26 protein-coding genes and 1 pseudogene are annotated in these 26,837 nt (G+C 64.9%); 13 read left to right on the plus strand and 14 right to left on the minus strand.

Going from position 1 to position 26,837, the window contains the following annotated elements; translation table 11 throughout:
• Nucleotides 1-1,401: a wax ester/triacylglycerol synthase family O-acyltransferase gene (locus ACQPYR_RS37085; RefSeq protein WP_433623910.1), complete on the minus strand. Its 1,401-nt coding sequence runs from the start codon at nucleotides 1,399-1,401 to the stop codon at nucleotides 1-3.
• A 33-nt stretch (nucleotides 1,402-1,434) separates the two neighbouring features.
• A complete protein-coding gene (locus ACQPYR_RS37090) occupies nucleotides 1,435-2,790 on the minus strand; it encodes a cytochrome P450 (RefSeq protein WP_433623912.1) in 1,356 nt (451 codons plus the stop codon).
• 598 nt (nucleotides 2,791-3,388) lie between these two features.
• Between ACQPYR_RS37090 and ACQPYR_RS37095 the strand changes: the two genes are divergently transcribed.
• Nucleotides 3,389-4,291: an SGNH/GDSL hydrolase family protein gene (locus ACQPYR_RS37095; RefSeq protein ID WP_433623914.1), complete on the plus strand. Its 903-nt coding sequence runs from the start codon at nucleotides 3,389-3,391 to the stop codon at nucleotides 4,289-4,291.
• A 33-nt stretch (nucleotides 4,292-4,324) separates the two neighbouring features.
• Here ACQPYR_RS37095 and ACQPYR_RS37100 read toward each other — a convergent pair whose 3' ends face one another.
• The gene (locus ACQPYR_RS37100; RefSeq protein ID WP_433623916.1) at nucleotides 4,325-5,206 is read right to left on the minus strand and encodes an SDR family oxidoreductase; all 882 of its coding nucleotides are present in this window, start codon (nucleotides 5,204-5,206) and stop codon (nucleotides 4,325-4,327) included.
• A gap of 140 nt (nucleotides 5,207-5,346) precedes the next feature.
• On the opposite strand from ACQPYR_RS37100, the gene ACQPYR_RS37105 reads away from it, so the two are divergent.
• From ACQPYR_RS37105 to ACQPYR_RS37120, 4 genes are all read left to right on the plus strand, one after another.
• The gene (locus tag ACQPYR_RS37105; RefSeq protein ID WP_433623918.1) at nucleotides 5,347-5,943 is read left to right on the plus strand and encodes a TetR/AcrR family transcriptional regulator; all 597 of its coding nucleotides are present in this window, start codon (nucleotides 5,347-5,349) and stop codon (nucleotides 5,941-5,943) included.
• Nucleotides 5,944-6,039: 96 nt separating this feature from the next.
• Nucleotides 6,040-8,478, plus strand: a complete 2,439-nt coding sequence (locus ACQPYR_RS37110) for a beta-glucosidase H (protein WP_433623920.1) — start codon at nucleotides 6,040-6,042, stop codon at nucleotides 8,476-8,478.
• Nucleotides 8,479-8,672: 194 nt separating this feature from the next.
• A complete protein-coding gene (locus ACQPYR_RS37115) occupies nucleotides 8,673-8,870 on the plus strand; it encodes a hypothetical protein (protein WP_433635446.1) in 198 nt (65 codons plus the stop codon).
• A 235-nt stretch (nucleotides 8,871-9,105) separates the two neighbouring features.
• Nucleotides 9,106-10,008 (plus strand): aromatic prenyltransferase, encoded by a 903-nt coding sequence (locus ACQPYR_RS37120; RefSeq protein ID WP_433623922.1) that lies wholly within the window; start codon nucleotides 9,106-9,108, stop codon nucleotides 10,006-10,008.
• 14 nt (nucleotides 10,009-10,022) lie between these two features.
• On the opposite strand, the gene ACQPYR_RS37125 is transcribed toward ACQPYR_RS37120, so the two are convergent.
• Nucleotides 10,023-10,826, minus strand: coding sequence for a helix-turn-helix domain-containing protein (locus tag ACQPYR_RS37125; RefSeq protein WP_433635343.1), 804 nt, complete (start codon nucleotides 10,824-10,826; stop codon nucleotides 10,023-10,025).
• Between the two features lie 48 nt (nucleotides 10,827-10,874).
• Nucleotides 10,875-11,009, minus strand: a pseudogene (locus ACQPYR_RS37130) (Ada metal-binding domain-containing protein); the annotation flags it as partial.
• Between the two features lie 104 nt (nucleotides 11,010-11,113).
• On the opposite strand from ACQPYR_RS37130, the gene ACQPYR_RS37135 reads away from it, so the two are divergent.
• Nucleotides 11,114-11,533: a nuclear transport factor 2 family protein gene (locus ACQPYR_RS37135; RefSeq protein ID WP_433623924.1), complete on the plus strand. Its 420-nt coding sequence runs from the start codon at nucleotides 11,114-11,116 to the stop codon at nucleotides 11,531-11,533.
• 75 nt (nucleotides 11,534-11,608) lie between these two features.
• On the opposite strand, the gene ACQPYR_RS37140 is transcribed toward ACQPYR_RS37135, so the two are convergent.
• Nucleotides 11,609-12,970, minus strand: a complete 1,362-nt coding sequence (locus ACQPYR_RS37140) for a lipase family protein (RefSeq protein WP_433635344.1) — start codon at nucleotides 12,968-12,970, stop codon at nucleotides 11,609-11,611.
• A gap of 489 nt (nucleotides 12,971-13,459) precedes the next feature.
• Here ACQPYR_RS37140 and ACQPYR_RS37145 point away from each other — a divergent pair, with 489 nt between their 5' ends.
• Together ACQPYR_RS37145 and ACQPYR_RS37150 are read left to right on the plus strand one after the other, a co-directional pair.
• Complete coding sequence (locus tag ACQPYR_RS37145; protein WP_433623926.1) at nucleotides 13,460-14,092, plus strand: TetR/AcrR family transcriptional regulator; 633 nt, start codon at nucleotides 13,460-13,462, stop codon at nucleotides 14,090-14,092.
• 32 nt (nucleotides 14,093-14,124) lie between these two features.
• Entirely contained in the window at nucleotides 14,125-14,979 is an 855-nt protein-coding gene (locus tag ACQPYR_RS37150) for a class I SAM-dependent methyltransferase (protein WP_433623928.1), read from the plus strand.
• A gap of 1 nt (nucleotide 14,980) precedes the next feature.
• On the opposite strand, the gene ACQPYR_RS37155 is transcribed toward ACQPYR_RS37150, so the two are convergent.
• The 8 genes from ACQPYR_RS37155 to ACQPYR_RS37190 all read right to left on the minus strand — a co-directional run bounded on the left by ACQPYR_RS37155 (nucleotide 14,981) and on the right by ACQPYR_RS37190 (nucleotide 23,362).
• Nucleotides 14,981-15,688 (minus strand): haloacid dehalogenase type II, encoded by a 708-nt coding sequence (locus ACQPYR_RS37155; protein ID WP_433623930.1) that lies wholly within the window; start codon nucleotides 15,686-15,688, stop codon nucleotides 14,981-14,983.
• 6 nt (nucleotides 15,689-15,694) lie between these two features.
• A complete protein-coding gene (locus tag ACQPYR_RS37160; protein ID WP_433623932.1) occupies nucleotides 15,695-16,333 on the minus strand; it encodes a class I SAM-dependent methyltransferase in 639 nt (212 codons plus the stop codon).
• Between the two features lie 309 nt (nucleotides 16,334-16,642).
• Nucleotides 16,643-17,866 carry an FAD-dependent monooxygenase gene (locus ACQPYR_RS37165; RefSeq protein WP_433623934.1) on the minus strand — a complete coding sequence of 408 codons (1,224 nt, stop codon included), beginning with the start codon at nucleotides 17,864-17,866 and terminating at the stop codon, nucleotides 16,643-16,645.
• A 357-nt stretch (nucleotides 17,867-18,223) separates the two neighbouring features.
• Nucleotides 18,224-18,769: an Rv3235 family protein gene (locus ACQPYR_RS37170; protein WP_433623936.1), complete on the minus strand. Its 546-nt coding sequence runs from the start codon at nucleotides 18,767-18,769 to the stop codon at nucleotides 18,224-18,226.
• 170 nt (nucleotides 18,770-18,939) lie between these two features.
• Nucleotides 18,940-20,133 carry an ROK family protein gene (locus ACQPYR_RS37175; RefSeq protein ID WP_433623938.1) on the minus strand — a complete coding sequence of 398 codons (1,194 nt, stop codon included), beginning with the start codon at nucleotides 20,131-20,133 and terminating at the stop codon, nucleotides 18,940-18,942.
• 62 nt (nucleotides 20,134-20,195) lie between these two features.
• Entirely contained in the window at nucleotides 20,196-21,437 is a 1,242-nt protein-coding gene (locus ACQPYR_RS37180; RefSeq protein ID WP_433623940.1) for a sugar ABC transporter permease, read from the minus strand.
• Complete coding sequence (locus tag ACQPYR_RS37185) at nucleotides 21,434-22,204, minus strand: ATP-binding cassette domain-containing protein (protein WP_433623942.1); 771 nt, start codon at nucleotides 22,202-22,204, stop codon at nucleotides 21,434-21,436. Before ACQPYR_RS37185 ends, ACQPYR_RS37180 begins: the two co-directional genes overlap by 4 nt.
• 75 nt (nucleotides 22,205-22,279) lie before the next feature.
• Nucleotides 22,280-23,362 carry a sugar ABC transporter substrate-binding protein gene (locus ACQPYR_RS37190; RefSeq protein WP_433623944.1) on the minus strand — a complete coding sequence of 361 codons (1,083 nt, stop codon included), beginning with the start codon at nucleotides 23,360-23,362 and terminating at the stop codon, nucleotides 22,280-22,282.
• A gap of 234 nt (nucleotides 23,363-23,596) precedes the next feature.
• Here ACQPYR_RS37190 and ACQPYR_RS37195 point away from each other — a divergent pair, with 234 nt between their 5' ends.
• The 5 genes from ACQPYR_RS37195 (at nucleotide 23,597) to ACQPYR_RS37215 (ending at nucleotide 26,725) form a co-directional block, all read left to right on the plus strand.
• Nucleotides 23,597-24,079, plus strand: coding sequence for a VOC family protein (locus tag ACQPYR_RS37195; protein WP_433623946.1), 483 nt, complete (start codon nucleotides 23,597-23,599; stop codon nucleotides 24,077-24,079).
• Nucleotides 24,080-24,609: 530 nt separating this feature from the next.
• Nucleotides 24,610-24,939, plus strand: a complete 330-nt coding sequence (locus ACQPYR_RS37200) for a type VII secretion target (RefSeq protein ID WP_433623948.1) — start codon at nucleotides 24,610-24,612, stop codon at nucleotides 24,937-24,939.
• Nucleotides 24,939-25,664, plus strand: a complete 726-nt coding sequence (locus tag ACQPYR_RS37205; protein WP_433623950.1) for a WXG100 family type VII secretion target — start codon at nucleotides 24,939-24,941, stop codon at nucleotides 25,662-25,664. The genes ACQPYR_RS37200 and ACQPYR_RS37205 overlap by 1 nt, the downstream gene beginning before the upstream one ends.
• The gene (locus tag ACQPYR_RS37210) at nucleotides 25,665-26,153 is read left to right on the plus strand and encodes a hypothetical protein (protein WP_433623952.1); all 489 of its coding nucleotides are present in this window, start codon (nucleotides 25,665-25,667) and stop codon (nucleotides 26,151-26,153) included.
• Nucleotides 26,141-26,725 carry a hypothetical protein gene (locus ACQPYR_RS37215; RefSeq protein ID WP_433623954.1) on the plus strand — a complete coding sequence of 195 codons (585 nt, stop codon included), beginning with the start codon at nucleotides 26,141-26,143 and terminating at the stop codon, nucleotides 26,723-26,725. Before ACQPYR_RS37210 ends, ACQPYR_RS37215 begins: the two co-directional genes overlap by 13 nt.
• Nucleotides 26,726-26,837: the final 112 nt, after the last annotated feature.

Here is a 26,837-nt window from a genome sequence, read left to right on the forward strand (position 1 = left end):
TCATCCAGCGGCCAGCTGTGTGCGGTCCGGCAGGAGCAGTTCGGTGAGCTCATCGAGCGCGGCATCCATGGCCCCGGTGAGATACGACATCGGCGGCAGCTTGTCCTGGACACCGAGCACGCCGAAGTGCAGCCCGCCCGAGTACCCGATGCAGGTGAAGTTCAGCGAATTGCCGTGCATGAGCAGCGAGATCGGATAGATCGTCTCGAGCCGAGCACCGTTCCAGTACAGCGGGTTTCGCGGTCCCGGCACGTTGGAGACGCCCATCGGATGGGAGGATGCGGTGTTGGTGAAGCCGAAGCTGAGCCCGAGGATCCACGGCAGGGTGACCGCGAGTCCATAGCCGATGACCTCGTTCGGGGCCATCTCGCCCATATGCTGCTTCGCGGCGCGGATGTAGTACTTGACCGCACTCAACCGGTCGCGCGGATCGGCGATATCGGTGGCCAGCGCGGTGAACATCATGCCCGCGCGAGTGCCGGCGCGAGCGTCGTCCTGCTCGCGCAGATCGGTGGGCACGCCCGCGGTCAACGACTCTTCGGGCAACGTGGCGTGATCGGTCAGGTAGGTGCGCAGCGCCGTGCTCACGAGGTACAGCACGATGTCGTTGATCGTGCAGTCACCCGCCTTCGCCAACCGCTTGAACAGCGCGAGGTCGTAGCGACGCCTGGACAGATCGCGCGCGCCGGTGATGGTGCCGTTGAGAATCGTCTCCGGCTGCTGATATGCCTTCTGCGCCATCGTCTTATCGCCGCGTGCACGCCGAAAGGCATCGCGGGCGGCGGATCCGACACCGCGCAACAAGGCCAGCACGCCGGTCAATGCGGCGAGCAGGGCACGGAACGGATTCGCCGTACCGGCTTCCGCCGACTCGGCCGCCGGGCGCACGGTGAACAGGTCCGGCACATCGCGGGCGGCGGCATCCTCGGTGAACGTATCGGTGAACAACCGCATGGCCGATGCGCCGTCGAGCAGGCTGTGGTGCACCTTGAGCAGGAGCGCGAAACGATCCTGCGCCAGCCCCTCGATGACGTGCAATTCCCATGGCGGACGGCTCATATCGAGCTGCTTCTGATGGATCGACGATACGAGCTCGGTCAGCTGGTCCTGGCTGCCCGGCTCCGGCAGCGTCCACTCCCGGATGTGCTCGCTCAGGTCGATATCGTCGACCTCACGCACCATGGCCGCGACACCCGGCGGCGGGAACTTCAGCGGGCGGAAGTTCCACGGTTGCGGCAGGCTCGCCGGTGCGTCCAGTCCGGCCCGCCACTGTCGCAGGAACTGGGCCGCCCCACCCTCGGGTGCGGTGAATTCCAGCAGGAAGGCGATATGCATCGGCATATCGGGGGATTCGAGCGACAGCCAGACACCGTCGGTCGCGGTCAATCGATGCAACGACATCTACATCCTTAGAGTGTGCTCGGCGAATGGGGGTCAGACGGGCCGTCGGATCAGGTCGAGATCGAGATCGATGGGGATGACGGCGAAGTGGAAACGATCCTTCGGCGCCTGCGCACCCGCGGGCAGACGCACCTCGAAATTCCGGCAGACCATGCCGGTCACGTTCTTGATCTCCAACATCGCCAACCCCCGTCCCGGACAGAAGCGCGGACCGGCCCCGAACGGCGTGGAGACCTCGGGTCGATGCGTGCCGTGCTCGGTGCGCAGCCAGCGGTCCGGGTCGAAGCGCAGTGCGTCCTCGAAGTTCTTCTCCTGCAGGCTCGCATGCTGCACATTGACGATCACCCAGGTGCCCGCCGGGATGTGCACACCGTCGATCGTCGTGTCGACGGTGGCCTCCAGTCCGACGATCGGGGTCGTCGGCCGCAGCCGCATCGATTCGGCGACAACGGCTTCCAGATATGGCTGCCGGTCCAGCGCCGAGGGAATCGCGGCGACCTCCTCGCGAATCCGTTCCTGCACAGCCGGATTGCCCGCGAGGTGGTAGAGCAGCCAGGCCATGGCATTGCTGGTGGTGTCCTGACCGGCGATCAGGATGGTCAGCGCCTCGGCGAACAGTTGGTCATCGGTGAAGGAGGTGCTGCCGTCCTGCGCCAGCAGGAAGGCCTCGATGAAATTCGTCGGCGCCGCAGGCAGATTCGCGCGGGCCCGACTGATGACACCGGTGAGATCGGTGCGCAGCGCGGCCAGCGCGCGCTCGAGCGCTCGGTCGTCCGGGAGTTTGACGTAACGCCAGTACGGAAGCGGGCTGTTGATCCGCCGGTTGATGAGCGGGAAGATCAGTTCCAGGTGCCGCTGGATGACGTCGCCGGACTGTTCGATGGTGTTGATGTCGTAGTCGAAGGTCAGTTTAGCGGTGACGTCCACCGTGTAGCGGGTCAGGTCGGCACGAATGTCCTTGGGCGACTGCCGTTCCCAGCGATGTTGCAATCGTCCGGTGATCGTCTCCAGGATGGGATGGAAGCTGCGCAGGTGCGAGGCATTGAAGGCGGGCATTGCCAGCTTTCGACGCAGCCGCCACGCCTCACCCTCCAGCGAGAACAGGCCGTTGGAACCCATCTCGTCCATGACCGATTCGATCGCCGACTGCCGCCGGAACCCACCCGGGCGGTCACGGAAGATCTCGCGGTTCAGATCGGGATCACTCACTACCACGATGTGCCGCCCCGGCATTTTCAACTGGTAGAGCGGGCCGTACTCATCGCACCACTCGTCGAACTGACGGTGCAGCAACGCGGGTCGCATCTGCGGGAGATTCCCCAGCAACGGCCACCGGCTCGGCCCCGGGAGGTCGTCCACGGTCTTGGCGGGTGAGATCGAGACGGACAAAGCTGGCGCCTAACGTCTAAAGGAACTGGTGGAGCCTCGGCGGGCGAGAAAAAGGAACGAGAATCTTGTCTCGAAGCACAAAGAAAGGTCGGCCGAGTTTGTTCATGAATGCGACCAGGGTCGAAGAATAACGACGGCCTCCCCGCAGTCGAAACATTTCGGCCAGACCATTTGGACAGCCTGCTGCCATTAATGCCGAGGCGGGCGATGACTCAGCGCGAACAATCGCGACCGTAGCCAGCGCGAGCAGGCGGTGTCAACCCTTACGATTCGTCATCGCTGACTTTTCGCAGGTAGATGCGAAATAGTGAGGAACGCAACAGTACCCTATCTTGGAGCATGAATCTGAAACAAGGCCTGGTCGCTGACGTTCTGACGAAATGCGCTATCCCCCAACGCCGCCCGAGGTCGTCGCATGCGGCCGAGCCCGGAGCGACCAGAATTGCGAGCGGGAAAACCGAAACTTATTCGGGATTGGCGAATCGCGGCTAGACTCTGCCCGTACCGGTCGGATGTCCAGGGTCGATCCCGCCTGCGCGAGTTACTCCTGGGAGTTCAGGCCAGAATTCGTCCGGTCATGGGCTCACAAGGAGACGCAATGCGAGTTTTCGGCAGCTGGAACGACCTATTCGGAAAGGTGAGACCGGCGGTCGCCGCCGCCGCGATGACAGTCGTGGCGAGCGCCGCTATCACCGGGCAAGCGAGCGCGGACCCGGCCGCAGAAACCCACTATGTGGCCCTCGGCGATTCCTTCGCCGCGGGCGCGGGCGTATTTCCGCAAACCGAGCTCGCCACGTGTGCACGCTCCGCGGTCAACTACCCGTCGCTGGTCGCGAAGGAGCTCGGCGTCGCGACCTTCCAGGACGTCACCTGCGGCGGGGCCACATTGCGCGACCTCGCGAGCCCGCAGCGCGGAGTCGTCTCCGGAACCGCCGCACCGCAGTTCGATGCACTGACACCGGACACCACCCTGGTGACAATGACCATGGGCGGCAACGATATCGGCCTGGCGAGCCAGGCCCTGCGGTGCGGAAATCTCCTGCCGGAGCCCTACGGCACGTCATGCGCGGACACCTTCACCGCGAACGGCGTCGACACTTTCGCGGAACGGACCAAGGCCCTGGCACCCGTCTACGGCACCGCGATCGATGAGATCCGCTCGCGCGCACCCGAAGCCACGATCGTGATCGTCGGATACCCCACCGCCTCGCGCGAAGGCGCCTGCCCCGCGCAACAGCCCGCCTGGCCGCGCGACGCCGACTACCTCCAGGACGTGCTGGTCAACCTCAATACGCTGCTGCGCAGCGTCTCCGCCGCACACGGCGCGATCTTCGTCGACACCGCCGCCTCCAGCGTCGGACACGATATGTGCGCCGCACCCGACCAGCAGTGGATCAACGGACTCATCCCCTCGCTGTCGACCCCATCGATTGTCCCGCTGCACCCCAACACCTTCGGTGAGCAGAACATCGCACAGCAGGTTGTCGCCGCACTGCGCTGAGATAGCGCCGCTTGCGCGGTACGGCGCCCAGCGTCACTGTGACACCGAGTCAGGCATCGACAGACTGTCGAGCCAATCGGTCAGTCGAACAGGCACGATGCCCAGTTCCTCCCAGACCGCGCCCGCGTCAACGGTCTGTGGGCGGGAATCCAATAGCGCCCCCAAGCGCATTCGCCGAGCCTGCACCTCATTGAACGGGCGCACCGCCGTGGCGGACATCCGCAGCATGCGGGCCGACAGTGCGGTCTCCTTGCCGATCGCGATGCCGAGCCGCTGCGCGATCTGCGTATTCAACTCGCGCAACGTCCAGTTTTCCGGCCCGCCGAGCTCCACGGTTCGACGAATGCCCTCGCGCGATGCGAATTGCGCTGCGGCCGCGGCGATATCCGCACCGGCAACGAATGGGACCGGATTGGTCCCGGATCCGAAGACGAGTGCGCGCGATGATTTCACCAGCGAGTCGGCCAGCATCGGCACCCAGGTCTCCATCAGATGCGTCGGCCGCAGCACCGTATACGGCATCCGGCCGCGGTCGAGCAGCGCCTCCACCTGCGCCTTGCCGCGGAAGAGATCGACCGGACTGTCCACATCGGCACTCGTCGCGGACAGATATACGAAATTCGTGACTCGGGCCTCGGTGGCGGCATCGATCAGGCCGGGCAGCGCCGCACCTTCCAGTCCACGAGGTCCGTTGCGGCCCTTGCCTTCTCCGCCGTGCACGGTGCACACCACGCGCGTCACACCACCTAGGGCGGATACAACCGAGCCGTCATGGAGATCACCAACCGTGACCTCCACACCCGGCGGCGCATGGGCCGGATTGCGGGTGAGCACACGCACCGACGCACCCGCTGCCACCAATCTCTCGACCACTTGCCGTCCTACGACGCCGGTTCCGCCGACCACCAAGAACATGACACGCCCACTTCTATCATTGCTCTGATATCTACCAACGCTAGATCTAGCATTGGTAGATAGTAGACGCGCCGAAACCGCCGCTGTCAATGGCGATTCGCTAGTCTGCGAACAATGGACGCAGCAAAAGAGTGCACCGCATGAGGCGGGCCCAGGGCCGGGCCGGTCACGAGGATCGTCGCCGAGCGATCCTGGAGGCGGCACTCGAGGTTTTCGCGGAACGCGGCTATCAGGGCGCGACCATTGCGATCGTCGCGGAGCGGGTCGGACTCAGCCAGCAGGGCGTGCTGCACTACTTCCCCAATAAGCAGACACTGCTGGCGAATGTGCTCGCACTGCGCGACCAGAACGATCTCGATGTCCTGCTCGCCACCGCACAGGGCCGTGCGACAACCCTGGAACTCCTTGCCGAACTGGTGGAACGCAATGCCGAGCGCCCCGGAATCGTGCAGTCGTTCACGGTGCTCGCGGCCGAGAGTGTCACCCAGGATCATCCCGCGCGCGACTACTTCGTCGATCGGTACACGCAGGCCAGGGAGATGCTGACCGCCTTCCTGGAGCGCGCGCTGGGTGGCGATCCACCGCATGGCGTCTCGCATCGGGATGCCGCCGTATTGCTGATCGCGGTTCTGGACGGTTTACAGCAGCAGTGGTTGCTGTCCCCGGACGAGGTGGATATGCCCGCACTACTGCGCAAGTTCCTGCAATTGATCCGCCCGGATGGCGATCCGAATTAATAACACATCGATAACATTACCTACTGGCTACTAGGTAGTTCGGACATACTTCGAGGTAGATGCCCGCGCGTCATACGAACAAGGGAGTCGACCGACATGGCGAATCACCGAGCCGACCGCGAGGCAGTGATCGAAAAGGCGTTGGCCGCACTGGATTTGGATGCACGTTGCCGCCTGCTCGCCGGACAGGACATGTGGTCCCTGCCCGCGATGCCGGAGATCGGGCTGGCGTCCCTCGTTATGTCCGACGGTCCGATCGGTGTGCGCGGCGTGCACTGGAGTCCGGAGGATCCCTCGATCGCCCTGCCGAGCCCGACCGCGCTGGCCGCCACCTGGGATCCGACTCTGGCCCGGCGGGCCGGGCAGCTGCTCGCGCAGGAGGCGCGACGCAAGGGCGTGCACATGCTGCTTGCCCCGACGCTCAATCTGCATCGAAGCCCATTGGGCGGCAGGCATTTCGAGTGCTATTCCGAGGATCCGCTGCTGACCGGCGCGATCGGCGCGGCCTATGTGACCGGCGTGCAGGAGGGTGGTGTGGCTGCGACGCCGAAGCATTTCGTGGCCAATGATTCCGAGACCGACCGATTCACTGTTGATGTGCGCGTGTCCCAGCGGGCACTGCACGAGCTGTATCTGGCTCCGTTCGAAGCCGTAGTCGAGCAGGCCCGGCCGTGGGCTTTGATGGCGGCATACAACAGTGTCAACGGCACTACGATGACCGAGCACAATGCGCTGCAGAACGAAATCCTGCGTGCACGTTGGGGTTTCGATGGCGCCGTCGTTTCGGACTGGACGGCGGCGCGCAATACCGTCGGCGCGGCCGTCGGCGGGCTCGATATCGCGATGCCGGGACCGCAGAGCGTTTTCGGCCACGCACTCGCGGAAGCCGTTCGCGCAGGCCAGGTTCCGGCCGAGACGGTCGAGCAGATGGCAAGGCATGTGCTCCGGCTCGCCGCCCGGGTCGGCGCGTTGGCCGGGGCACCACCAGAAGTCGCCACGGTGCCCGCGACGATCAACGGCGACGCGCTGGCTCGCGAGCTCGCCCAACGCTCGATTGTGCTGCTGCGCAACCAGAGTGGTGTGCTTCCGCTCGGCAAGGTGCGGCGCATTGCGCTGATCGGCCAGACCGCCGACCAGCCGAGGGCGCTCGGTGGCGGTAGCGCCCAAGTGTTCCCACCGCATACCGTCTCGCCGCTCGAGGGTCTGCGGACCGTGCTCGATGCGGATACCGAACTGGTCTATGCCGTCGGTGCGGACCCCCGGGTCAAGATTCCCACCGCCAAGGAAGGTTTCGATCTTCGGGTCCACCTGTACGGCGCGAGTGACCGCCTGCTCGGCGAGCATCCGCTGCCGGAGGCCGCGATCGAATGGATCGGCGAATTCCCGGACGCGATCGCGGTCGGGGAACTACATCAGGTCTTTGTCACCGGCACCTTCACGCCGCGGGCGACGGGAACGCATACCTTGGCCATCGCGGGCGTCGGGCCGTTCCGGCTGAGGGTCGGCGATGTGACCTGTTTCGACGACACGATCGTCCCCGAGGGCGACCCGGTGGCGGCCTTCCTCCAGCCGCCGGAGCTGCTTTTCGAGGTCGAACTCACTGCAGGACAACAGGTTGCGGTCAGCCTTAGACATACCGTGACGACGCTGCCCGAGATGCCCATCGCCTTCGAGAAGTTCGCGCTCGGACATCAGGATCCGAATATCGACCCCGAGGCGCTTATCGAAGAAGCAGTCGCCGCAGCGGCTGCGGCCGAGGTGGCGGTGGTGGTCGTCGCCACTACCCCCGAGGTGGAGAGCGAAAGCTTCGACCGGACAACGCTTTCGCTGCCCGGTCTACAGGATGAGCTCGTCGCGCGGGTCGCCGCTGCCAATCCGCGCACCGTGGTCGTGGTGAATACCGGGTCCCCCGTGCACATGCCGTGGGCCTCGGATGTCGCGGCGATTCTGCTCACCTGGTTTCCAGGGCAGGAAGGCGGTGCCGCGCTCGCTGATGTGCTCATGGGGCGGACCGAACCGAGCGGACGGCTGCCCACCACTTGGCCCGCTCATCAGGACGATGCGCCGGTGCTGAATGTCACGCCGACCGATGGTGTCCTCGCCTACGAGGAGGACACCGACATCGGATACCGCGCGTGGCAACGACTTTCGACCGCACCGGCGTACTGGTTCGGGCACGGAATCGGTTACACCACCTGGGAATACGAGAGCGCTACCTTCGCTCCCGATCCGGCATCTGGTCTCGGCACGCTTACTGTGACGGTTCGCAATACCGGCGATCGTCCCGGCCGCGAAACGATCCAGACGTATATCGCTCATTCAGGTCAACCGGAACCCCGGCTGGCCGCCTTCGCGGTCGTCGAAGCCGAGCCGGGCGAGACGGCCGAGGTGGCGATTCCGATCCCTCGCCGAGCCGCGGAATCCTGGGATGAGGCAACGGATGCCTGGGTACTACCGGCCAGCGCATACGAGCTGCTGACCGGTCGATCGGTTGCCGATATCCGTCTGACCACCGCCATTCAAGGACCGCGCTGACCACCCGGCTCGGCGTCCCGAAGGTCGACCTGATCGGCCATTCCGAGGGCGGCATCATGGCGCAGGTGCGCCCGATTCCGTGCCAGGACGACTCAATCGGTTAGTACAGCGGACCTGATAGTGGTCCAGGTCCTCGGCCCCACAGTCGACTACTCCGCGGGCGGCATTCGGCGATCGATATCGACTCGGGGACAATGTCGTCGGACAACGATGTCTCCCAGATCAAGGCCGCCGACGGCACCGCAGTCGCCGCGGTGGGCTGTCTCGGCGGCGTCATCGCCGTCGGCGCGCTCGGCACCATTGCGGGGCAGCTCTTGGTCACCGCACCGGTGATCGTCGCGGCCGCGATCCAGTACTTCACCACGATCAATTCGCCACTCCCGCAGCGGTGATCGGGTCACCCCCGGGGACGGTTGGAGGCGGGCGCCAAGTTGTATTTCGTTGTGCGGCAACGAGTCCAGCCCTGGCCGCGGATTGCGCGGTGAACGCGAGTGCGACTGGGCCTGCGCCACCCTCCCCATCTTCGGCGACATCCCTGACCACGGAAGGTCGCTAAACTTGCTGTCTCGCCGACTGGGGTTGGCGAGACAGCGATGTTGTTCGTAGCGCTCATCTTTGGAAGGACGCATGCCCACCACCGAATCCGAGCTGAACGATCTCTATGCGGCCATTGAGAAATCCGCGCGGTTGTGGAACGTCCCCTGCACGCGAGACACGATCTGGCCCAACCTAACCGCATACGGCACGATGCTCATTCAGTCCGTGATCTCTTTCAGAGTGGTCACCGACGCCCGCCGCTCGGGAGACGTCGACTACCGTTTTCTGACGCTGCCGAAAGACATCGACCCGTACTACATCGCCCTTTCCAACAGACTGATTTCCGAGACCGATCATCCGGTCGGCACTCTGCTGGACCAGGTCCGGAAACAGTGCCCGATTGACAGTTACGGCATCGACATCGGTGTAGTCGGTGGCTTCAAGAAAATCTGGCCGTTCTTTCCTGCCGATGGCGTGCAAAAGGTATCCGAGCTTGCCGCACTCCCGTCCATGCCGCCCGGTCTCGGCGACCATGTCCGCATGTTCGCACGTCACGGCCTGGAGGACAGAGTCGGCTTGCTCGGCATCGACTACCACGACAAGACGATGAACGTGTATTTCCCCGGTCTGCCTGCCGACTGCTTCGAACCCCGCGCCATTACGTCACTGCACCGAGAAGCCGGATTTCCGGACCCCAGCGATCAATTCCTCTCGCTCACCGAGAAAGCATTCGATATATACGCCACCTTCAGCTGGGAATCTCCTCGGATCGAACGCCTCTGTTTCCCCGTGATTACACCCGACCCGAGAACACTCCCAGTTCAGATCGAACCGCGCTTCGAGCAACTCGTCGACCAAGTTCCGATCAGCACAAACGACCGTCGATTCACCTATGCCGCGACCTCGTCGCCCCAGGGAGAATCGTACAAATTCAGTTGGTTCTACCAATGGCAACCCAGAATACTGGACAAGATGAAGACATCCGGTTCATAGAACGGCCTGGCGTGTCAGCGCACGAGCGCGGTCAGAATCGCCTGTGCGCCAACGGCATCGAGACCGCTCCGGTCAGCGGCGAGCATCGTCGGGGTCGGGAAGAGATGGGAGAGGCCGAACTGCTGCAGGCCGCCGACGGGTTTGCCATAGGCCGCGACGAGATCGTCGAGAGCATCGCTGTTTGACACGACACCGCGAATGTCGTTTTCGAATGGGTCCCACGGCTCCCCCGCGAGCAGCCGCTGCACCCTGGACACCAGATGGATAAGGCCCTCGATATGCGGCACATGCACCACGAGCAACGCGGCATCTGTTGCAGCTGAGGATATTTCGATGACACCCGGATGGCCGTCCAGGTCGATCGTGCGCCGGTAGCGGGCCGGTGTGGCGCTCTCGACACCAGCGATCGCGGTGCACGCCAGCTGGGCCAATCGCCGCTCGATATCCGTCCCCTCGGCCACCGGCATCCGCAGCGCGAGACCGCCGTCCGCGACAAGCCGATCCGCACGCCGCCGACGTTTGCGCAACTCGACAGGCGTTGCGCGAAATATCGCGACCATCACCCGATTGAATTGACGTAGGCTCCCGAATCCGGCGGCAAAGGCGATATCGGTGACCGACAGATCGGTATCGTCGAGTAGCCGTCGCGCGAAATGTGCACGCCGCGAACGGGCCAGCTGATCCGGCGTCGCTCCGACCTGCTCGTGGAACATCCGTCGCAGATGGCGTTCCGACACCGCCAGCCGCGCGGCGAGTTCCGCCTCATTGCCCTCGTCCAGTGCACCCAGAGCAATGAGATCAATAGCGCGACAGACCAATTCGGATGCGCTCGTAGGCTTTCGATCACTCCGATAGGGCCGACAGCGGTGGCACGCCCGAAACCCCGCCACCTCAGCACCCGCAGCGGAGGTAAAGGAGACGACATTGTCCGCCCGAGGGCGTCCGGGACACGGCGGCAAGCAGTAGATGCCGGTCGTGACGACGCCTTCGAACGATCCCATCCCCCGAGTCTGCGCGCCGAGCCGCGCACCGACCAGCCATATCCGGACACAGTCTGTCCGGATATGGCGTGATCGGCGATCGCGGCCCACCCAGGATTGGCCGAATGGACGCACAGACGAGCAAAGACGTGATCATCCGAGCCTGGCGCGAATTCGCGACCCAGGACGCCGACCGCATTGCCGCGGTATTCACCCCGGATGCCGAATGGCTCGCACCGCCGCAGAACGCCACCGCCCGCGCCCTCGATGGCACCGGTCACCTGGTCGGCCGTGACCGCATTGTGCGGTTCCTGGCCAAAGAGTTTCCGACCGTGTTCGTTTCCGATCGAAGCGTGGAGTTCACCGCCGTCATCGCCGATGGCACGACGGTTGTCGTCGAGGAGCGGATGCGGGCGACATTGATGAACGGCAACCACTACGACAACGACTACTGCTTCGTCTTCGAACTGCGCGACGGTCTGATCCACCGCGTGCGCGAGTACATGGACACCCGTCGCGCGGCGGAAATGTTTGGCACCGACTGACGGCGACGACTTGGGCCCGATCATCGGCAGCTTGGACGATTGAACCTCCGGCACGGATCCAGCCGGAGGCGCGGCTCACTTCACGCCGATCGGCTTACCGAAGAATGAAGCGAAGGTCTCACCGAACGTCGCCTTCGACAGCTCGATTCCGTTCGGGTCCAAGGCCAGCCAACCGACATCGGCGGTGCTGCAACCCTGTTGCGCCGGAACACCATTGAGCCGGTCACGCAACCACAGGAGGGCGGGCGCAGTCCCCGAAACCTCGGTGACAACATGCTCCGCAAAGTGCTCGCGGGTGTATTGCACACTCGCGGAAGGGCTTTGGCAGTAAGTATCGACCAGCGTGTTGACCTGACCCACCGGAATGATTTCATCCGGATTGCCCTGCCAGATGTACATCGGCATATCGGGTACCGACTTACCCATGCGGGTCTTGTCCAGCACCTCGACGACCGCCGGATGCTGGACCGGATCGCCGGGCACGCGGAGCATGCCCTTCAGATTCAGGAACGGCAGCAACGCGGATACATACTGCACACACAGCCCGCCCTGCACAGTCGACACCGCCCGGCCGAGCAGATCGATATTCCCGTCGATGAATCGGGCGAAATCCGGATACTCGCGGGTGAGCCCGTTGATGGCGCCCAGGACCAGACCGGAGGTGAGCTGGTTGTTCGCGACATTCAGCGTCACCCCGAGATCGGCGGGCACACCGCCCTCGGCCGCGCCGACGATATCGAGTTCAGGCGCATAGCCCTGCTTCAACTCGGCCGCGTGACCGGTGGCAATGGCCCCGCCCGAGTAGCCGTACATCCCGATCCGGGTATCCGGTGCGAGCCGCATCGGCTCGAGATTGCGCGCCGCGCGGATGCCGTCGAGAGTGATCCGCCCGGCCAGCGGTCCGGCCGCATAGGCATTGTTCGGCCCCTGATGATCGGGAATGACGACCGCCCAACCTTGCTGCACTGCCCCCTGCGCGATCACCCACTCGGCAGGCGCGACGATCTGCCCGACCAGCGGGCTGACCGAAAACTGTTGCAGCGCATAGGAAGGCGCACAGTACCCGGCCAGCGAATCCTCGGCGATCTGCATCGATACGAGCTTGTCCGGCGCCGAACCGCGCGGCTTCACCAACGTCGCGACCGCTGGAATCGCCTCGTCCCGACTGTTGTTCGAGCGGTAGGAAACCTGCCACGCATCGACATTCACCGGAATCAACCCGAGGTTGGCGACATTGACCTGCCGCGCCGAGATGATCTCGCCCGGCGCCTTGCTCGCTACGAGTTCTGCGGCCGGATGGTAGAAACCCGGATCCAATTCGGGCGGCAGTGGAACCGGCGCCGCCGGTTGCACCGCCGCCGGTTCTTCCGGCGGCTCGGCGACCGCGACCGCGGTCGTCGCGAGCAGTGCGGTGGCCGTGACTCCGGCCGAGAACATGATTCGCCGGGCGCGACCCGCCAGCGGATTGATCAACTTCCAGCCCCTTCGCCGACTGTGAGACCACTCCGTCTCACATGTTGGCGACTATGGCACAGACGTGATGTGCATCGCAACAACGGCCGCGATCATGGGCAGAAATAGACCCGATTTGGCGACTCGATGTGCCGAGCGTCGGAATATGCCGTAACTTTCGGTTCACCGAACCGGCCGGTTGGTGCCGGATAGCTTGCTGGGGAAGCTCCGAGGAAACATGCACGTGCTCAATGAACCGGTCTCGACGGTTCTGTATTACGTCTTCTTGCTCTTCTATGGCGCACAGGATGCGCTGGGCAGATCGTTCATTCTGGGCTGACCGAACCGTCACAGCACACCGAGCAGTCCGCGTAGCTGCTCGGATACCGTGGTGCTTGTGACCGAGCACAGCGAGGGAACCAAAGACACAGCACCCGTGGTCGCAGCGGAGCCGAGCGCTGGCGAGGCGGAGCTGTGACCATCGTGGACAGGCAGTACGGCGGGCGCGCGGTGAGCGAGCGGAAGGCCGAGCGACGGCAGCGGTTCCTGGACGCCGCCATCCGGACCTTCGCCGAGCGCGGCTATGCGGACTGCTCGCTGGCCGATGTGTGCACCGCGGCCGGACTGTCCAAGCGGCAGTTCTACGAGGAGTTCCAGACCAGGGAAGACGTGCTCATCGCGTCCTACGACTACATCCAGGACCAGTCCGCCGCGGTCGTCGGGCAGGCCGTCGCGACGCTGGGGCCGGATACCGATATCGCGGCCGGGCTCACCGCGGTGCTGACGGCGTTCATCGGTTCGATCAGTTCCGATCCGTATCGAGCCAAGGTCGCCTTCGTCGAGGTGGTCGGGGTCAGCGAACGCATGGAGAAGCACCGCCGTGAGCGCCGCCACGCGTGGGCGGAGGCAATCGAGGCGCTGCTCATCTCGATCGCGGGCCCGGAGATCCGCGTCCGCGGCGGAATCACCTGGGCGGCAAGCGCACTCATCGGCGCGATCAACGGCGTCGCGCACGAATGGATTCTGGCCGACCCGCGCCCGCCGATCACGCAACTGGTCGAGGTGCTCGCTCCCATCGCCACCTCGCTGATCATCACCGAGGAATAGCGCGCTGGGCAGCGTCCACGTAAGTTCGGCATATGCAACTCGGTCAGCCAAGTCGCACCGCGCTCGCCACCGCCTACGCTCGCGCCTACCACCAGATCGCGAGTGAGCCGCGCATCTTCACCGATCCGCTGGCCGTTCGGATCGCCGGCATCACGCCAGATCAACTGACCGACCTGGAGACCACGACATATCAGGATGACTCCGACATGCGTCGCCGGCGCCGCCTGTTCCTGGCCGCCCGCGCCCGATTCGCCGAGGACACCGTTGCCGACGCCGTGGCGGCGGGCACCCGGCAGGTGGTGATCCTCGGTGCCGGACTGGACACCTTCGCCTACCGCAACCCGCATCCGGATGTGCGGGTGTTCGAGGTCGATCATCCCGATACCCAGGAGTGGAAGCGGCAGCGGCTCGATGCGGCGGGCATCGAACTTCCGTCGTCGCTGACCTTCGCGCCCGTCGACTTCGAAAGCCAGACGCTCGCAGCAGGATTGGCTGCCGCCGGGTTCGATCGGAGTCGTCCGGCCGTTTTCGTGTGGCTCGGCGTCATCATGTATCTGACTCAGGACACGATCCTGGACACCCTACGGTTCGTCGCGGATCAGGCGACACCGGTGCGGTTGGTGTTCGACTATCTCTATCCCGCTTCGGCTTCCAAAGGCGAGGAGATGGATCAGCGCACCGCGCGCGCCGATTTGGTGGCGTCCATCGGCGAGCCTTGGCTCAGCTTCTTCACCGCCGACGAGATCGCCAATGTTTTGCGGGAGACGGGATTCGACCGGGTCGATGATCGCGACGCACCGCATCTCGTCGCCGGTTACCTCGGTAGCAAGCCGCGACAGGGTTCCATCGCTCCACCACATGTGCTGTGTGCCATGCGAACCGGGTAGGTCAGCAGCCGAGTTGGTCTGCGAGATCGAGGAAGTCGGTGGCGTTGACGTCGAAATCGTCGTCGAAGGAAACGTCCACGTCACCACCGGCGCCGAACTCGAGTGGCCGTGCGACGAAGGCCGTGCGGAAGCCCAGTGCGCCCGCAGCCTGGATGTCGTATTTGTGGCTGGCGACCATCATGATCTCGGACGGCTCCAGCCCCAGATACCGTGCGGCCATGCGATACACCGTGGGGTCTGGCTTGAACGCACCCGCCATCTCGGCGGTGAACACCGCATCCCACGGCAGCGCGGCTCGCTTCGAGATGTTCACCACTGCGGCGACATCCGCATTCGACAATGTCGCGATCGTGAATTTGTTCGCGAGCCTGGTTAATCCGGCGACGACATCGGGCCACGGTTCGAGTCGTTGCCAGGCGAGGGTGAGATCGGCGCGTTCGTCGGGCAATAGGTCGATGCCGTAGTCACCCAATAGGCCGTCCAGTGCGTTGGCGTAGACCGAATGCACGGTGACCCAGTTGTCTCGGTCGGGCTCCGCCTTCCGCAGCGCGGCGAAGTATTCGGCGCGCCAGTGGTCTACGAAACCGGGCCAATCAATGTGCCGGTATCGCGTACCGCCGATGCGTCGCGCCTCCGCGCAGACAGTCGAATGAAAATCCGTCGCCGTACCCTGCACATCAAAAAGTAATGCTCGCAACACAATTCGCACCTTTCCCTACACGCGCTGGACCAGCAGATAGCTGCGCCGGCTCGGATGTTCGCTATCCGGGTGCGGTGCACGGTCCAAGCGCGCCGCAGGAAACAGACCGGCCGTCGCCAAGGCTTCGGATTCAGCGCCCGGGTCCAGGTAACGAAAGGTGAGGTCAACCTGATGCCCCCACCAATCGGTGAGCGTCTTGGCCCCACCAGCCGGAAAGTCCGCATCACTGGTGTGAAAAGCGATGAGCGCGTACCCACCCGGTCGCAACACCCGCGCGAATTCCGCATAGGCCGCCGCCCGCTGCCGCCCGTCCAAATGGATCACCGCATACAGACAAACCACCCCCGCCAACGATTCCGCCCGCACCGGCAGCGCAGTCATATCGGCCGCCCCAACCGCCATCGAAGCAGTCCGCCGCGCCACCGCACACATCGCAGGCGAAAGATCCATTCCGATAGTCCGCACTCCCCGCCCCGCAAGATATGCGGCGACATGCCCAGGCCCACAACCAATATCCGCGACCACACCCCCGTTGGTGAGTTCGGCGAACACCGCCAAAATCCCGCGATCCAACGGCTTCCCCCGCAACTCATCCCCGAGCTCATCGGCATAACGCTCGGCCACCAGGTCATAACTGCGCCGCGTGCCGATCATCCAGCCAGCGTAGTTCCGCCCCGCAACCCGCGCCCGCCGTGGACTTACCGACCCCGGGAGACGGCCAGCCACTGTCGGCACCACGGCGACGCCCAGCCAGGCCGGATCGAGCGGCGCATTGCCGAACTCGCCGGGCAGTCGGTGGGAACGTAGGACCGACGGGCTGTCCGAACGCGAGATCATCCGCTGCCTCGAACGCCCTAGGCAACACGCGGCAACCGTTGCCTAGGGCGCGGATCGCGGTATGAGCGGACGCAGTCCGGCGGGGGCCGACCGAGGCGTTGTCCCGCTCGACACGTTTTGTGACACCTACGGCCTGGCCGACGAGATGATCGGCGGTCCGGCCGGGGCTCCGGAGTCCGGCACCCCCGCGTAGTCGGGCAGTTCGACACCGTTGATCGCACGCTCGACCAGCTCGGCGAACCACGCTCCGGTGAAATCGGGACCCGGCTCGGCGTCCGGCCCGGGGACATCGCGGCTGCGGGCGTTCAATTGGGCGATCTCCTGGTTGGCCTCGACGAACGAGCGCATCCGGGCCTCGTAGGCGGTGAACCCGGCCTCCGGGTCCCACCCGGCGGCGGCCAGCTCACCGGCCAGCAGGTAGGCGCCGACCAGGGCCAGCCCGGTGCCCTGCCCAGACATCGGGGACGAGCTGAACGCCGCGTCCCCGAGCAGCCCCACCCGTCCGCTCGACCAGCGGTCCATCACCACCTGGGCGACCTGGTCGAGGTAGAAGTCCGGGGTGTCGTCCAGGTGCGCGAGGATGCCCGGGGTCAACCAGCCCAGGCCGGTCATCCGCTCGCGCAGCAGGCGCTTCTGGGCCTCGATGTCGCGGTAGTCGACGTCGAGGTCGGCCGAGGGAAAGGAGAACATGGCCATCGCCCGGGTGGCGTCCTGGATGGGCCGCAGCCCGGCCGAGCGCCCGGACTCCTGGTACTCGATCAGCCAGCGGTCCAGCCCGAACTCGTTGGGCACACTGTAGAAGGCCAGCACGTGCCCGAGGTGACGGACGAACTGCTCGTGTGGCCCGAAAACCATTGTGCGCAGCGCCGAATGCAGCCCGTCCGCTCCGATCACCAGGTCGAAGCGTCGCCGGTCGCCGCCCGCGAAGACCACGTCGACCCCGTCGGCGTCCTGGGTGAGTTCGGCGATCCGGTCGCCGAAAATGTATTCGACACCGTCGCGGGTGTCGTCGTAGAGCACCTGCGACAAGTCACCGCGCAGGATCTCGATCTCCGCGATGAATCCGTCGCCGCCGTCGTCGTCCACGCGGAAGGTCTCCAGCACGTTGCCGTCCGCGTCCACGGTGTGCGCGCCGATCGTCTGGGTGCAAGCCGCGCGCACCGCCGCGTCCAGCCCCATGCGCCGGATGACCTCCTTGGTCACCCCGCGCGCGTCCACCGCCTGCCCACCCGGACGCAGCTCGGGGGCCCGCTCCACCACGGTCACCTCGGCTCCCCTTCGGCGCAGCCAGTGGGCCAGCGCGGGCCCCGCGATGCTCGCCCCCGCCACCAACACTCTGGTACCGCTCACTGTTGCCTCCCACTCACCCCGCCGGATCACTGTCCGGATCGATTGCTTCTGCTCTGACCCACCGCTGTCGGTGTATTCAGAGGTATGGACGACGGATCCACCCAGAATTCATCGGTGCGGCTGAGCGTAAATCGTTTTGCAAAGTCGCGCGGTGCCTGCGCGGCTGGGTACCGGAGGTCCACTCCAGGAGCGCCACACCATCGACGAATCCAACTCGCCCACAGCACGATCCAACACCACCCAACCGGTCTACCAGCACCGATCCCCTGCTCGACTATCGTCCGGCGAGTTCGGCGACGATCGGAGCGAACCTGTCGGCGAAGTCGGCGCCGTCCGCACCGTGGCGCGCATCGGGAATTACCGCACCCGGAAAACGGTGAGCCGCCAGTCCGGTGAGCGGGTGCGGGCGATGCGGGCGGCGATGGCGAAGTGTTGGCGGCCACGGTCGTAGGTGGCGAAGACTTCCGCGGTCGAGGCGTCGACCATCATGAGGCCCGCGCGGTGGAGCACCGCTACGCCGAGTGTGCGGCCGGGTGCGAGGTCGGCTCGGACTATGGTCCGCACCGCAGAGACCACCGCGGGCGTTGCCATGGCGGTGAGTTGGGCGACGGGGCGGCGGTGGTCGAGTATCTCGAGTGCCAGCCGAAGCGCACGCTCGACGAATTGCTGTGCCGTCGAATCCAATTCGACGACCGGCGGCAACTCGGCATGCCCGGCACTGAGCGCCCGCCGCACACCCGGGGGACCGAATCGTCCGGTCTGATCGTTCCGCGATAACGGCGTACGGCAGGGCGAGGCACGCGGCGGATCCTCGAAGTCCGCGCGGCTCCCGGCCGGACGGTACGGCAGTAACGGCGGCTCGGTCCTCGGCGCATACGAAAGCCCCGACGGATGTCGCTCCATGAAAGCACCCCCAAATGAGTTCGAACTATTACCCCCAAGCTCGGACCGCGACAGCATTCCACGAATATCGCCGCAGGTAAACCACCCAAGCGACCGCTCTGGCGTCAACAATCAAGATCAGGTGGCACTCGGCCGACGCCGACAAAGATTGCGCCTGATCTTCATGCGAGTCAGCCTGAGATGCGCGCCAGAGTTTGCAACGGGTCGGTCAGCACGTCGGCGAAGGCCAGTTCAGCGGCACCGACCAAGGGCGCATCGTCGGCAAGTGCGGAGGTGCGCAAGCGAACCCGCTCACGAACCGCGAGCAATCCGTTCACCGCCAGCCTGCTGCGAACTTGCGCGGCGGAGGCAAGGTAGATCTCGCGAAGCACCCCACCGAACACAACCATCGTCGGATTGAAGATATTGACCAGGTTGGCAACGCCGTACCCGAGCCAATCCCCCACCCGGTGCAATGCATCTCGGGCAGTGGCATCACCACGCGCAGCAGCATCCACGATCGCCTCCACCGCCGCCCGCCCGGTGAGGTCGGCCCGCCCGGCAGCCGCAATGAGCGCGAGCTCCCCCGCCTCGGCCTCCAAACAGCCATGCGACCCACACGTGCAAGCCCGCCCACCCGGATTCACGATCATGTGCCCGACCTCGCCGCCATATCCGCCCTCACCACCGAGCAGCTTGCCGCCCATGATGATTCCGCCCCCGATACCGACCTCACCGTGCAGATAGATCATGTCCGCAACCCCGATGCCGACACCGCGCTCCCGTTCGGCAAGCGCACCGAGGTTGGCATTATTGCCGACCACCACGCGCAACCCGAGCCGCTCCGAAAGCAGCGCCCCGACCGGCACATCCACCCACCCGATATTCGGCCCGTACCGAACGACACCGTCCTCCTCGCGCACCATCCCGCAGAACGCGACTCCCACACCCACACACACCGTTTCGGACCCGGACCCGCGAATCATGTTCTCCGCGAGGTCGGCCAGCGCACCGATCACATCAGTCGGATCGAATGTCCCACTGGGACGGCGCGCTTCCCGCCGATCGAGAATCACTCCGCCCAAGCCGACCCGAGCCACCGCGAGCCGGTCCGCCCCGACATCCAGCGCCAACCCGTAGACCCGCTCCGATTCGGGCCGCACCACCAGCGACGGCCGCCCCGCCTTCCCCGTCTGCCCGGGCAGTTCCTCGCTGACCAGACCGGCCGCGGCGAGGTCGGCGGTCAGCGCCAGAATGGTGCTGCGATTGAGCCCCATTCGCTCGGCGAGCGCCGCTCGCGACATGGGTCCGCTCGAGTGGACATGCCGCAGCAGCACGGCAAGGTTCTGCCGCCGGATCTCGTCCGGGGAAGGTGCAGCTCTCATTCGGGCGAACCTCCTCCCGGTCGCTAGCGACTGCTTGCAGGTCGCTCGAAATGGTCAGTTGGTCAACTTCCTGGCAACGCACGCTTGCGCGAGAGCGCATCCACTCCCGCTGCCAACAGCAGCACGAATCCTGTCACAACGAATTTTGTGCCCGCGCTGTAGCCCATCAGGCCCATTCCGTTATTGATCACCGCGACCACCGCCGCACCGAGCACCGCGTCGAGCATCCGACCGCGCCCGCCGAACAGACTCGTACCGCCGATCACGGCCGCTCCGACAGCGGTCAGCAACACATCGCTGCCACCGGTATTCGGATCGACGGAGTTGGCCCGCGACGCCGCGATCAGCCCGCCCACCGCGGCCATCGTCGAACACAGCACGAAGGCACAGATTTTGATCCGATCGACCGGAATGCCCGCCCGCCGAGCGGCTTCCGCACTGCCGCCGACCGCGTAGATATGTCTGCCGAACGAGGTGCGGTTGAGCACGAACGTCCAAAGCAGTAGCAGCGCAACTATCAACGGCACCACGATCGGCATGCCCCTGAGCGAGTTGATCGCCGGGTTGCGGCTGCGTTCGTCATTGAGGATCAGCACCGCAGCGCCCGCCACCACGGCGACCGCCGCGATCCGCAGTGCGATCACCGGCGCGGCCTCACCGGTGAGACCGAGTTTGGTGCGTGCCCGCAGTTTCCGATATTGGATCACCGCGAATCCGGCCAGCAGCACCACGTACATGATCCAGCCGAGCCAAGGCGGCACATTCTTATTGGCGATCGCGACGATCGTCTCGTCGTGGATCGAGATATTGCGCCCGTTGTCCATGATCTTCAGCGCGACACCCTGCAATGCCAGGAACGCCGCCAATGTCACCACGAACGAAGGGATTCCGATCTTCACCACGATCGTCCCGATGGTCAGCCCGATCGCGACGCCGGTGAGCAGCGAGACGAGCACCGCCGCGTACCAGGGCCATCCCTTATCGGTGAGCAATACCGCGAGCACCGCCGCACACACGCCACTTGCGAATCCGGCCGACAGATCGATCTCGCCGAGCAGCAAAACGAAGATCAGTCCCATGGCGATCACCGCAATGGCCGCGCCCTGGGTCAGGAGATTCGCGAAATTGCCCTGCGTCATGAACACCGGTCGCGCGATCCAGAACACCACCGACAGCACGGCCAGCGCGATAATCGATGGCAGCGCACCCATATTCCCGCTGCGCACCCGTCCGACATACGAGTTGACCAGCTCGGTCACCGGCGAGGACGTGGCCTCGAACTTATCCGTAACCACGGCGCTCATACGCTTGCTCCATTTCCGAGGCCGAGACTTCCGCTGCGACCGGCGGTGATCAGTTCGACGACCTGCGCGTGCGTCACGTCGGCGGTGCGCACCTGGGCCGCCATCCGGCCGAGATACAGCGCGGCGATCCGATCCGAGACCGCGAAAACGTCGTTCATATTGTGCGAAATCAACACCACCGCAAGGCCTTTGTCGGCGAGTCGGCGAACCAGCTCGAGCACCTGCTGGGTCTGAGCGACACCCAGCGCGGCCGTCGGCTCGTCCAGGATCACCACTTTGCTGTTCCACAGCACGGCTTTCGCGATCGCGACCGTCTGACGCTGACCACCGGACAGGCTCGCCACCTGCTGTCGCACCGACTTCACCGTCCGAACCGATAAGCCCGCCAAGGTCTTTCCGGCCAGCTCCTCCATCCCGTACTCGTCGAGGACCAGGCCGTGCTTCTTCTCTCGGCCGAGGAACATGTTCTGCACGATGTCGAGGTTGTCGCAGAGCGCGAGATCCTGGTAGACGATCTCGATCCCCAGGTCGGCGGCGTCCCGCGGACTGTGCACACGCACCGGCCTGCCCGCGAACAGGAATTCACCCGAATCGATCGGATGGGTGCCGCCGATGCACTTGACCAGGGTGGACTTGCCCGCGCCGTTATCGCCGACCAGCGCCGTCACCTCACCCGAGTACGCGGCGAACGCGACCTCGTGCAAGACATGGACGGGACCGAAACTCTTTTCTATCCCGCGTAATTCGATGACCGGGGTATCCGGCATGGGTGCAGCTCCTCAAGTTGGGGCGCCCCTTCCGCGGTCCCCTCATCGAATCGCGGAAGGGGCGTGGTAACACGATCAGCGGACCCCGTTATCCGCGCAGAGCTTGGCGAATTCGCCGGTGCACAGTTCGGCCTTGGTGACATAGCCGTCCGCGACGACGTCGTTCACGTTGTCCTTGAAGATCGCCTTCGGTTCCAGCAGCACCGCGGGCACTTTCGCCTTCGCCTCGGGATCGTCGACGGTGCTGTTCGCCTCGCCCTTCTCCCCCTTCGCGAGTGCGATCGCCAACTTCGCGCCGGCGTCGGCCTCCAATTTGATGGCCTTGTAGACGGTCATGCACTGATCGCCCGCGAGCACGTTCTGCAAGCCCTGGACCGTGGCATCCTGGCCGGTCACCGGGATCTGGCCGTTCAGCTTCTGCTTCTTCAGCACCGCGATCGCGGCATTGCCGAGCCCGTCGTTGGCCGCGACCACACCGCCGAGATTCGGCGTGCCGGTGAGCATCTGCTCGAAGATCGTGCCCGCCTTGGTGTTATCCCACTCCGGCACCGCCTGATCCGGCCCCTTCACATACTCACCGGAATCGAACTTCGGCCCGAGCACGCTGTCGTAACCGTTCTTGAACAGCGTCGCGTTGTTGTCGGTGGGTCCGCCGTTCAGATACGCGACGACCGGATTGACCGCCTTCTTATCGGTGAGGCACTTGGACAGCCCGTCCCCCATCAACTTGCCGACCTTCACATTGTCGAACGACACATAGAACGGCGCCCCGCCGCCGAGAGTCAGTCTGTCGTAATCGATTACGGTCACACCCTGCGACTTCGCCTTCTGGATCACGGCCTTGCCGGTCCCGCTGTCGAGGTTGGTGATCATCAGCACCGAGGCGCCATTGGTGATCATCTGATCCGCGATGGTCTGGAAGGCGTTCTTATCCCCCTGCGCGTTCTGGATATCCGCCTTGATCCCGGCCGCGTCGAACGCCGCCTGCAGATACTTCCGATCCGCCGTCTCCCACCGCGCGGAGGTCTTGCTGTCCGGCAGGATCACCCCGATCTTGGCACCCCCACCCCCGGAGTCCTTGTTGTCGTCCCCGCAGGCAGTGAGCGAGGTGAGAAGCGCGACCGATACGGCCGCAATGCCGAGGATCCCCTTACGCATGAGGGCGAGCCTTTCGTCGAACCACCGCCCGATCGGACCGGGCGGTCGAGCAAGAGCGAATGTTGTTCGGCACAACATATTGCACTGTGACCCGAAGCACAGCCGTTTCGCAAAGATATTTGTTGTTCGCGATAACAATCTGGCCACAGCGCGGCGCGCCGCTGATCGATAGCCCACCCCTCGCCCCACCGAGTAGCGTTACCCAAACCGCCGTCGACGCAGAGGACCCCGCCGATGCCGCTCGGAATCAACAAGATCCGCCAGGTAAAGCTCCCCGTCAGCAACCTCGCCAAGAGCGTCGCCTGGTACCGCCGACTCCTGGACCTCGAACCCGTCTTCGAGTTCTACGAGGAAGACGCCGTCCGCGGCGTAGTCCTCCTGGAACCCAACGCCGACCTCCACATCGGCCTCCGCGAACGCGCCTACTGCGCGAGCCACCCCCACCTGAACGACTTCGACGCCTTCGCCCTCAAAGTCGACTCTCTCGAGACTTTCACCGAGCTGATCCGGCGCGCCGATGAACTAGGCGCACCCCACGGCGAGATCCACGACCGCGGGCCATACGGTGCCGCCCTCGACATCAGCGATCCCGACGGCACGGTGATTCGCTTTCTTTACGAACCGGACACCTATCCAATCGGTTTCGCCGGCCTGGAATTCGGGCCGGACGGCACACCGATCAGCTACGAGCAACCGCGGCTCCGCGACAAGTCGTGAATCCGGTTGGGCACGTTCGCGTCGAGGGCCGTAGCGATCACATCCAACGGGTTGTGGCTATGTTCGGTTGCATGCCGACTGCGGGCGCGCGCAATTCGACGGCGACAACCAGTTGATCAGCGTTGTATGCCCCGCCGCCCGCTGTGGCTCGGTCCCGGTGTCCGACAACCGGATCGGCGAACACCGCACATGGGACGCCCAACCATGCCAGTGGATCGGAGCGCGCACCGCCGACGCGTTCATCCCCGCTGCCCGCTTGCGGACAGCACCAGCCCGCATCGATGATGAACTCCCGGCAACCACCACAACAGTGGCCCAAGCGTTTTCGCAGGTCAGCCGACCCGGTTCGCTAAACGATCAGTTCGGCTCACAGGCACCAAGACGCGCACAGGGTGCCGCAGATCGTCCGCAGTCGGGACGGTTGCCACGCGCCGCCGCCCGAGATGTCGGCGAAGTTGCGCTGAGCAGGAATTTTGTGTGAAGGTGCTTCGGTGTAGAGCGGCCGGCGCACGGCCGAGAGGGGAGGTCCGATGTCGGAGACTTTCAAAGTCGACCCAGCCGCAGTGGACACGTTCGCCGCGGCTTTGAAGACGCTGGCCGAGGCCAATGCGAATGTCGCGACCTATCTGGACAAGTGGCTGGTCTTGGACAACACCGTGTGGGGCGACGGCGGGCTCATCCGGGTCGGGCTGAGCGCCGTTGCCGAGGCGCACAACAAGCTGAAGCCCAATTACGCCACCCTCGGCACCCTCTCCGAGGCCGCGGCGACCGAATTGACCAAAGTCGCACAGGTTTACCGGACCACCGACCAGGCGCGCGCCGACGAGTTGGACCGCACGTACCCCGCAGGCAGCAACTGATGACCAAGACGCCGTCCGAGCACCTGGCGGAACCTCAGCTCGAGGACCCGCTCAACGACAGTTTCGAGTTCCTCATCACCTCGAACGCCATTTCGCCGACGTACTGGGCTTGTAAGTGGTGCGAAAACGTCCTCGGGACAGACCCGCTGAAGTGGCTCACCACCAAGATCTCCGGTGATTGGGAGGCCCTGCAGAAGGCGGGCAAGGCGGTGGAAAACCTGGCTTCCTACAGCGCGAGCTTCTCCGAATCGGTCAAGTCCGCCGCGACGACTGTCGACGCGACGTGGGACGGTAACGCGGCGACCAGCGCCCAAGCGTATTTCACGGAACTCTCGACAGCCATTTCCGCTCAGGTCGAGCCATTGAAGGAGATGGCGACCGAGATCAACCGCTTCGCGTCGACGGCGTACCACCTCTCCACCGCCATGAGTAATGCCTTGCAGACCTTGCTGGACTGGGGCGCCATGGCGGTGATCGAGTGGGCCGCGGCCGAGGCCTCCGCGCTTACCGGCGTCGGAATTTTCGCGACGGCGGCCCTGGTCGCCGCCGCCACTGCGACCACGGCGAAAGTGATCGCGCAATGGGGCCTGCTGGTCGAGAAGTTCAACGCCGCGTATGTCGCACTCGAGGCCATCGCCGGGGTCGGTTTCGGCGTGGTCGCGGTGGTCGAGTCCGCCGATATGCCGAGCCTGCCCGCCGCCACCTACGACCACCCTGGAGCCTGAATGAAGGTGCCCGAGCCGATTCATGATCTGGCCCACGGCGATCTCGGGGCCTCGCGCCAACTGTCCCGGGCGATTCGGGTGCTGATGGATACCGCCACCGATCCGCAATTGAAGCAGCAGCTGCGCGGTGTCCTCGAAGGCAAGGGCAGCGCACGCGAATTGATGCACAGCGAGGCATTCAATCGGGTGCTCGATCGCACGTTGCCCGCCGCCATGCAGCAGTTCGCGGACATGCCGGAGGAGGAACGGCAACGGCTGGCCGCCCAGGGCGAAGCCGAGTTGGTGCGACTCCGGTCTGAACCATTAGAGGACCAGCGGCCGCCGGACCGGCCGATGCCCCCTCCCGCGGATCGGCCGGCGCCCAGCGGGAACGCCGTCATCCCGGGCACCCGCAAGCCCAACCGCGATCGCGTCGTAACCCCGACTGATGACGACGACGAGGACGACGAATACTTCCGTGACCGCCAGCAGCGCGGATGGCTGCAGTGACCAGGGCGCGGGTGGTCTTCGACACCGAGGTCAACCCGGATTGGACGCCGATTCTCGCGTCGGCCCCGACGGAGCTCGTGCTCACCGAGCCGATGCCGGGGTTGTGCAGCGAGCACGGTTGCACCGCCAGTGAGACCCGTTCCTTCACAGTCAATTCCAGTGGCCCACTATCGGAGCTGCCGACACCGCGAGCCATGTTGCGCTCCATGAAACCCGGGCGGCGGGACCCTGTCCTGGCGCGCGTCCGCTTCGACTGCCCAGCCTGCGAGTTCTGTCTCCACGAGGTCCGGCGCTTCCGTCGAATCGCGCTGCTGGCACTGCTGGCGATACCGCTGACAATCGCGGCCGTCCTTATCGCACGGGCGCTCGAACTCGAATCGCTGTATTTGCCTTTGGCTTTCGTGAGCGTGCCCGGATGCATGCCGATCGCATTGCTGGTGGCGATGCTGTCCTGGAGTCGCTCCCGCTATTTCGCCGATGTCTGGATGAACGAAACAGCCGACCAGCTGATCGTTTCCGCGCACCCGGATTTCGTGGCCGCGGTCGAGCACAATCGGGCCGGGAATCGCTGAACGCTCCACTCGACCCGACCACAAGCCTTTTCGCAGCTCCGTCGTCGTTGCGGACGTCCGCGCACTGAAGTGCGTTCCGACTCGGTCGGCGGCGATTCGACGTGAGACCGCT

Source organism: Nocardia sp. CA-120079, assembly GCF_050955745.1.
In the GTDB taxonomy this organism is placed as follows: domain Bacteria; phylum Actinomycetota; class Actinomycetes; order Mycobacteriales; family Mycobacteriaceae; genus Nocardia.

Coding starts and splice junctions, on each gene's coding strand:
- ACQPYR_RS37085 (WP_433623910.1), bottom strand. CDS start 1,401: ATGTCGTTGCATCGATTGACCGCGACCGACGGTGTCTGGCTGTCGCTC.
- ACQPYR_RS37095 (WP_433623914.1), top strand. CDS start 3,389: ATGCGAGTTTTCGGCAGCTGGAACGACCTATTCGGAAAGGTGAGACCG.
- ACQPYR_RS37100 (WP_433623916.1), bottom strand. CDS start 5,206: ATGTTCTTGGTGGTCGGCGGAACCGGCGTCGTAGGACGGCAAGTGGTC.
- ACQPYR_RS37105 (WP_433623918.1), top strand. CDS start 5,347: ATGAGGCGGGCCCAGGGCCGGGCCGGTCACGAGGATCGTCGCCGAGCG.
- ACQPYR_RS37110 (WP_433623920.1), top strand. CDS start 6,040: ATGGCGAATCACCGAGCCGACCGCGAGGCAGTGATCGAAAAGGCGTTG.
- ACQPYR_RS37115 (WP_433635446.1), top strand. CDS start 8,673: ATGTCGTCGGACAACGATGTCTCCCAGATCAAGGCCGCCGACGGCACC.
- ACQPYR_RS37120 (WP_433623922.1), top strand. CDS start 9,106: ATGCCCACCACCGAATCCGAGCTGAACGATCTCTATGCGGCCATTGAG.
- ACQPYR_RS37135 (WP_433623924.1), top strand. CDS start 11,114: ATGGACGCACAGACGAGCAAAGACGTGATCATCCGAGCCTGGCGCGAA.
- ACQPYR_RS37140 (WP_433635344.1), bottom strand. CDS start 12,970: ATGTTCTCGGCCGGAGTCACGGCCACCGCACTGCTCGCGACGACCGCG.
- ACQPYR_RS37150 (WP_433623928.1), top strand. CDS start 14,125: ATGCAACTCGGTCAGCCAAGTCGCACCGCGCTCGCCACCGCCTACGCT.
- ACQPYR_RS37160 (WP_433623932.1), bottom strand. CDS start 16,333: ATGATCGGCACGCGGCGCAGTTATGACCTGGTGGCCGAGCGTTATGCC.
- ACQPYR_RS37170 (WP_433623936.1), bottom strand. CDS start 18,769: ATGGAGCGACATCCGTCGGGGCTTTCGTATGCGCCGAGGACCGAGCCG.
- ACQPYR_RS37175 (WP_433623938.1), bottom strand. CDS start 20,133: ATGAGAGCTGCACCTTCCCCGGACGAGATCCGGCGGCAGAACCTTGCC.
- ACQPYR_RS37180 (WP_433623940.1), bottom strand. CDS start 21,437: ATGAGCGCCGTGGTTACGGATAAGTTCGAGGCCACGTCCTCGCCGGTG.
- ACQPYR_RS37185 (WP_433623942.1), bottom strand. CDS start 22,204: ATGCCGGATACCCCGGTCATCGAATTACGCGGGATAGAAAAGAGTTTC.
- ACQPYR_RS37190 (WP_433623944.1), bottom strand. CDS start 23,362: ATGCGTAAGGGGATCCTCGGCATTGCGGCCGTATCGGTCGCGCTTCTC.
- ACQPYR_RS37195 (WP_433623946.1), top strand. CDS start 23,597: ATGCCGCTCGGAATCAACAAGATCCGCCAGGTAAAGCTCCCCGTCAGC.
- ACQPYR_RS37200 (WP_433623948.1), top strand. CDS start 24,610: ATGTCGGAGACTTTCAAAGTCGACCCAGCCGCAGTGGACACGTTCGCC.
- ACQPYR_RS37205 (WP_433623950.1), top strand. CDS start 24,939: ATGACCAAGACGCCGTCCGAGCACCTGGCGGAACCTCAGCTCGAGGAC.
- ACQPYR_RS37210 (WP_433623952.1), top strand. CDS start 25,665: ATGAAGGTGCCCGAGCCGATTCATGATCTGGCCCACGGCGATCTCGGG.
- ACQPYR_RS37215 (WP_433623954.1), top strand. CDS start 26,141: ATGGCTGCAGTGACCAGGGCGCGGGTGGTCTTCGACACCGAGGTCAAC.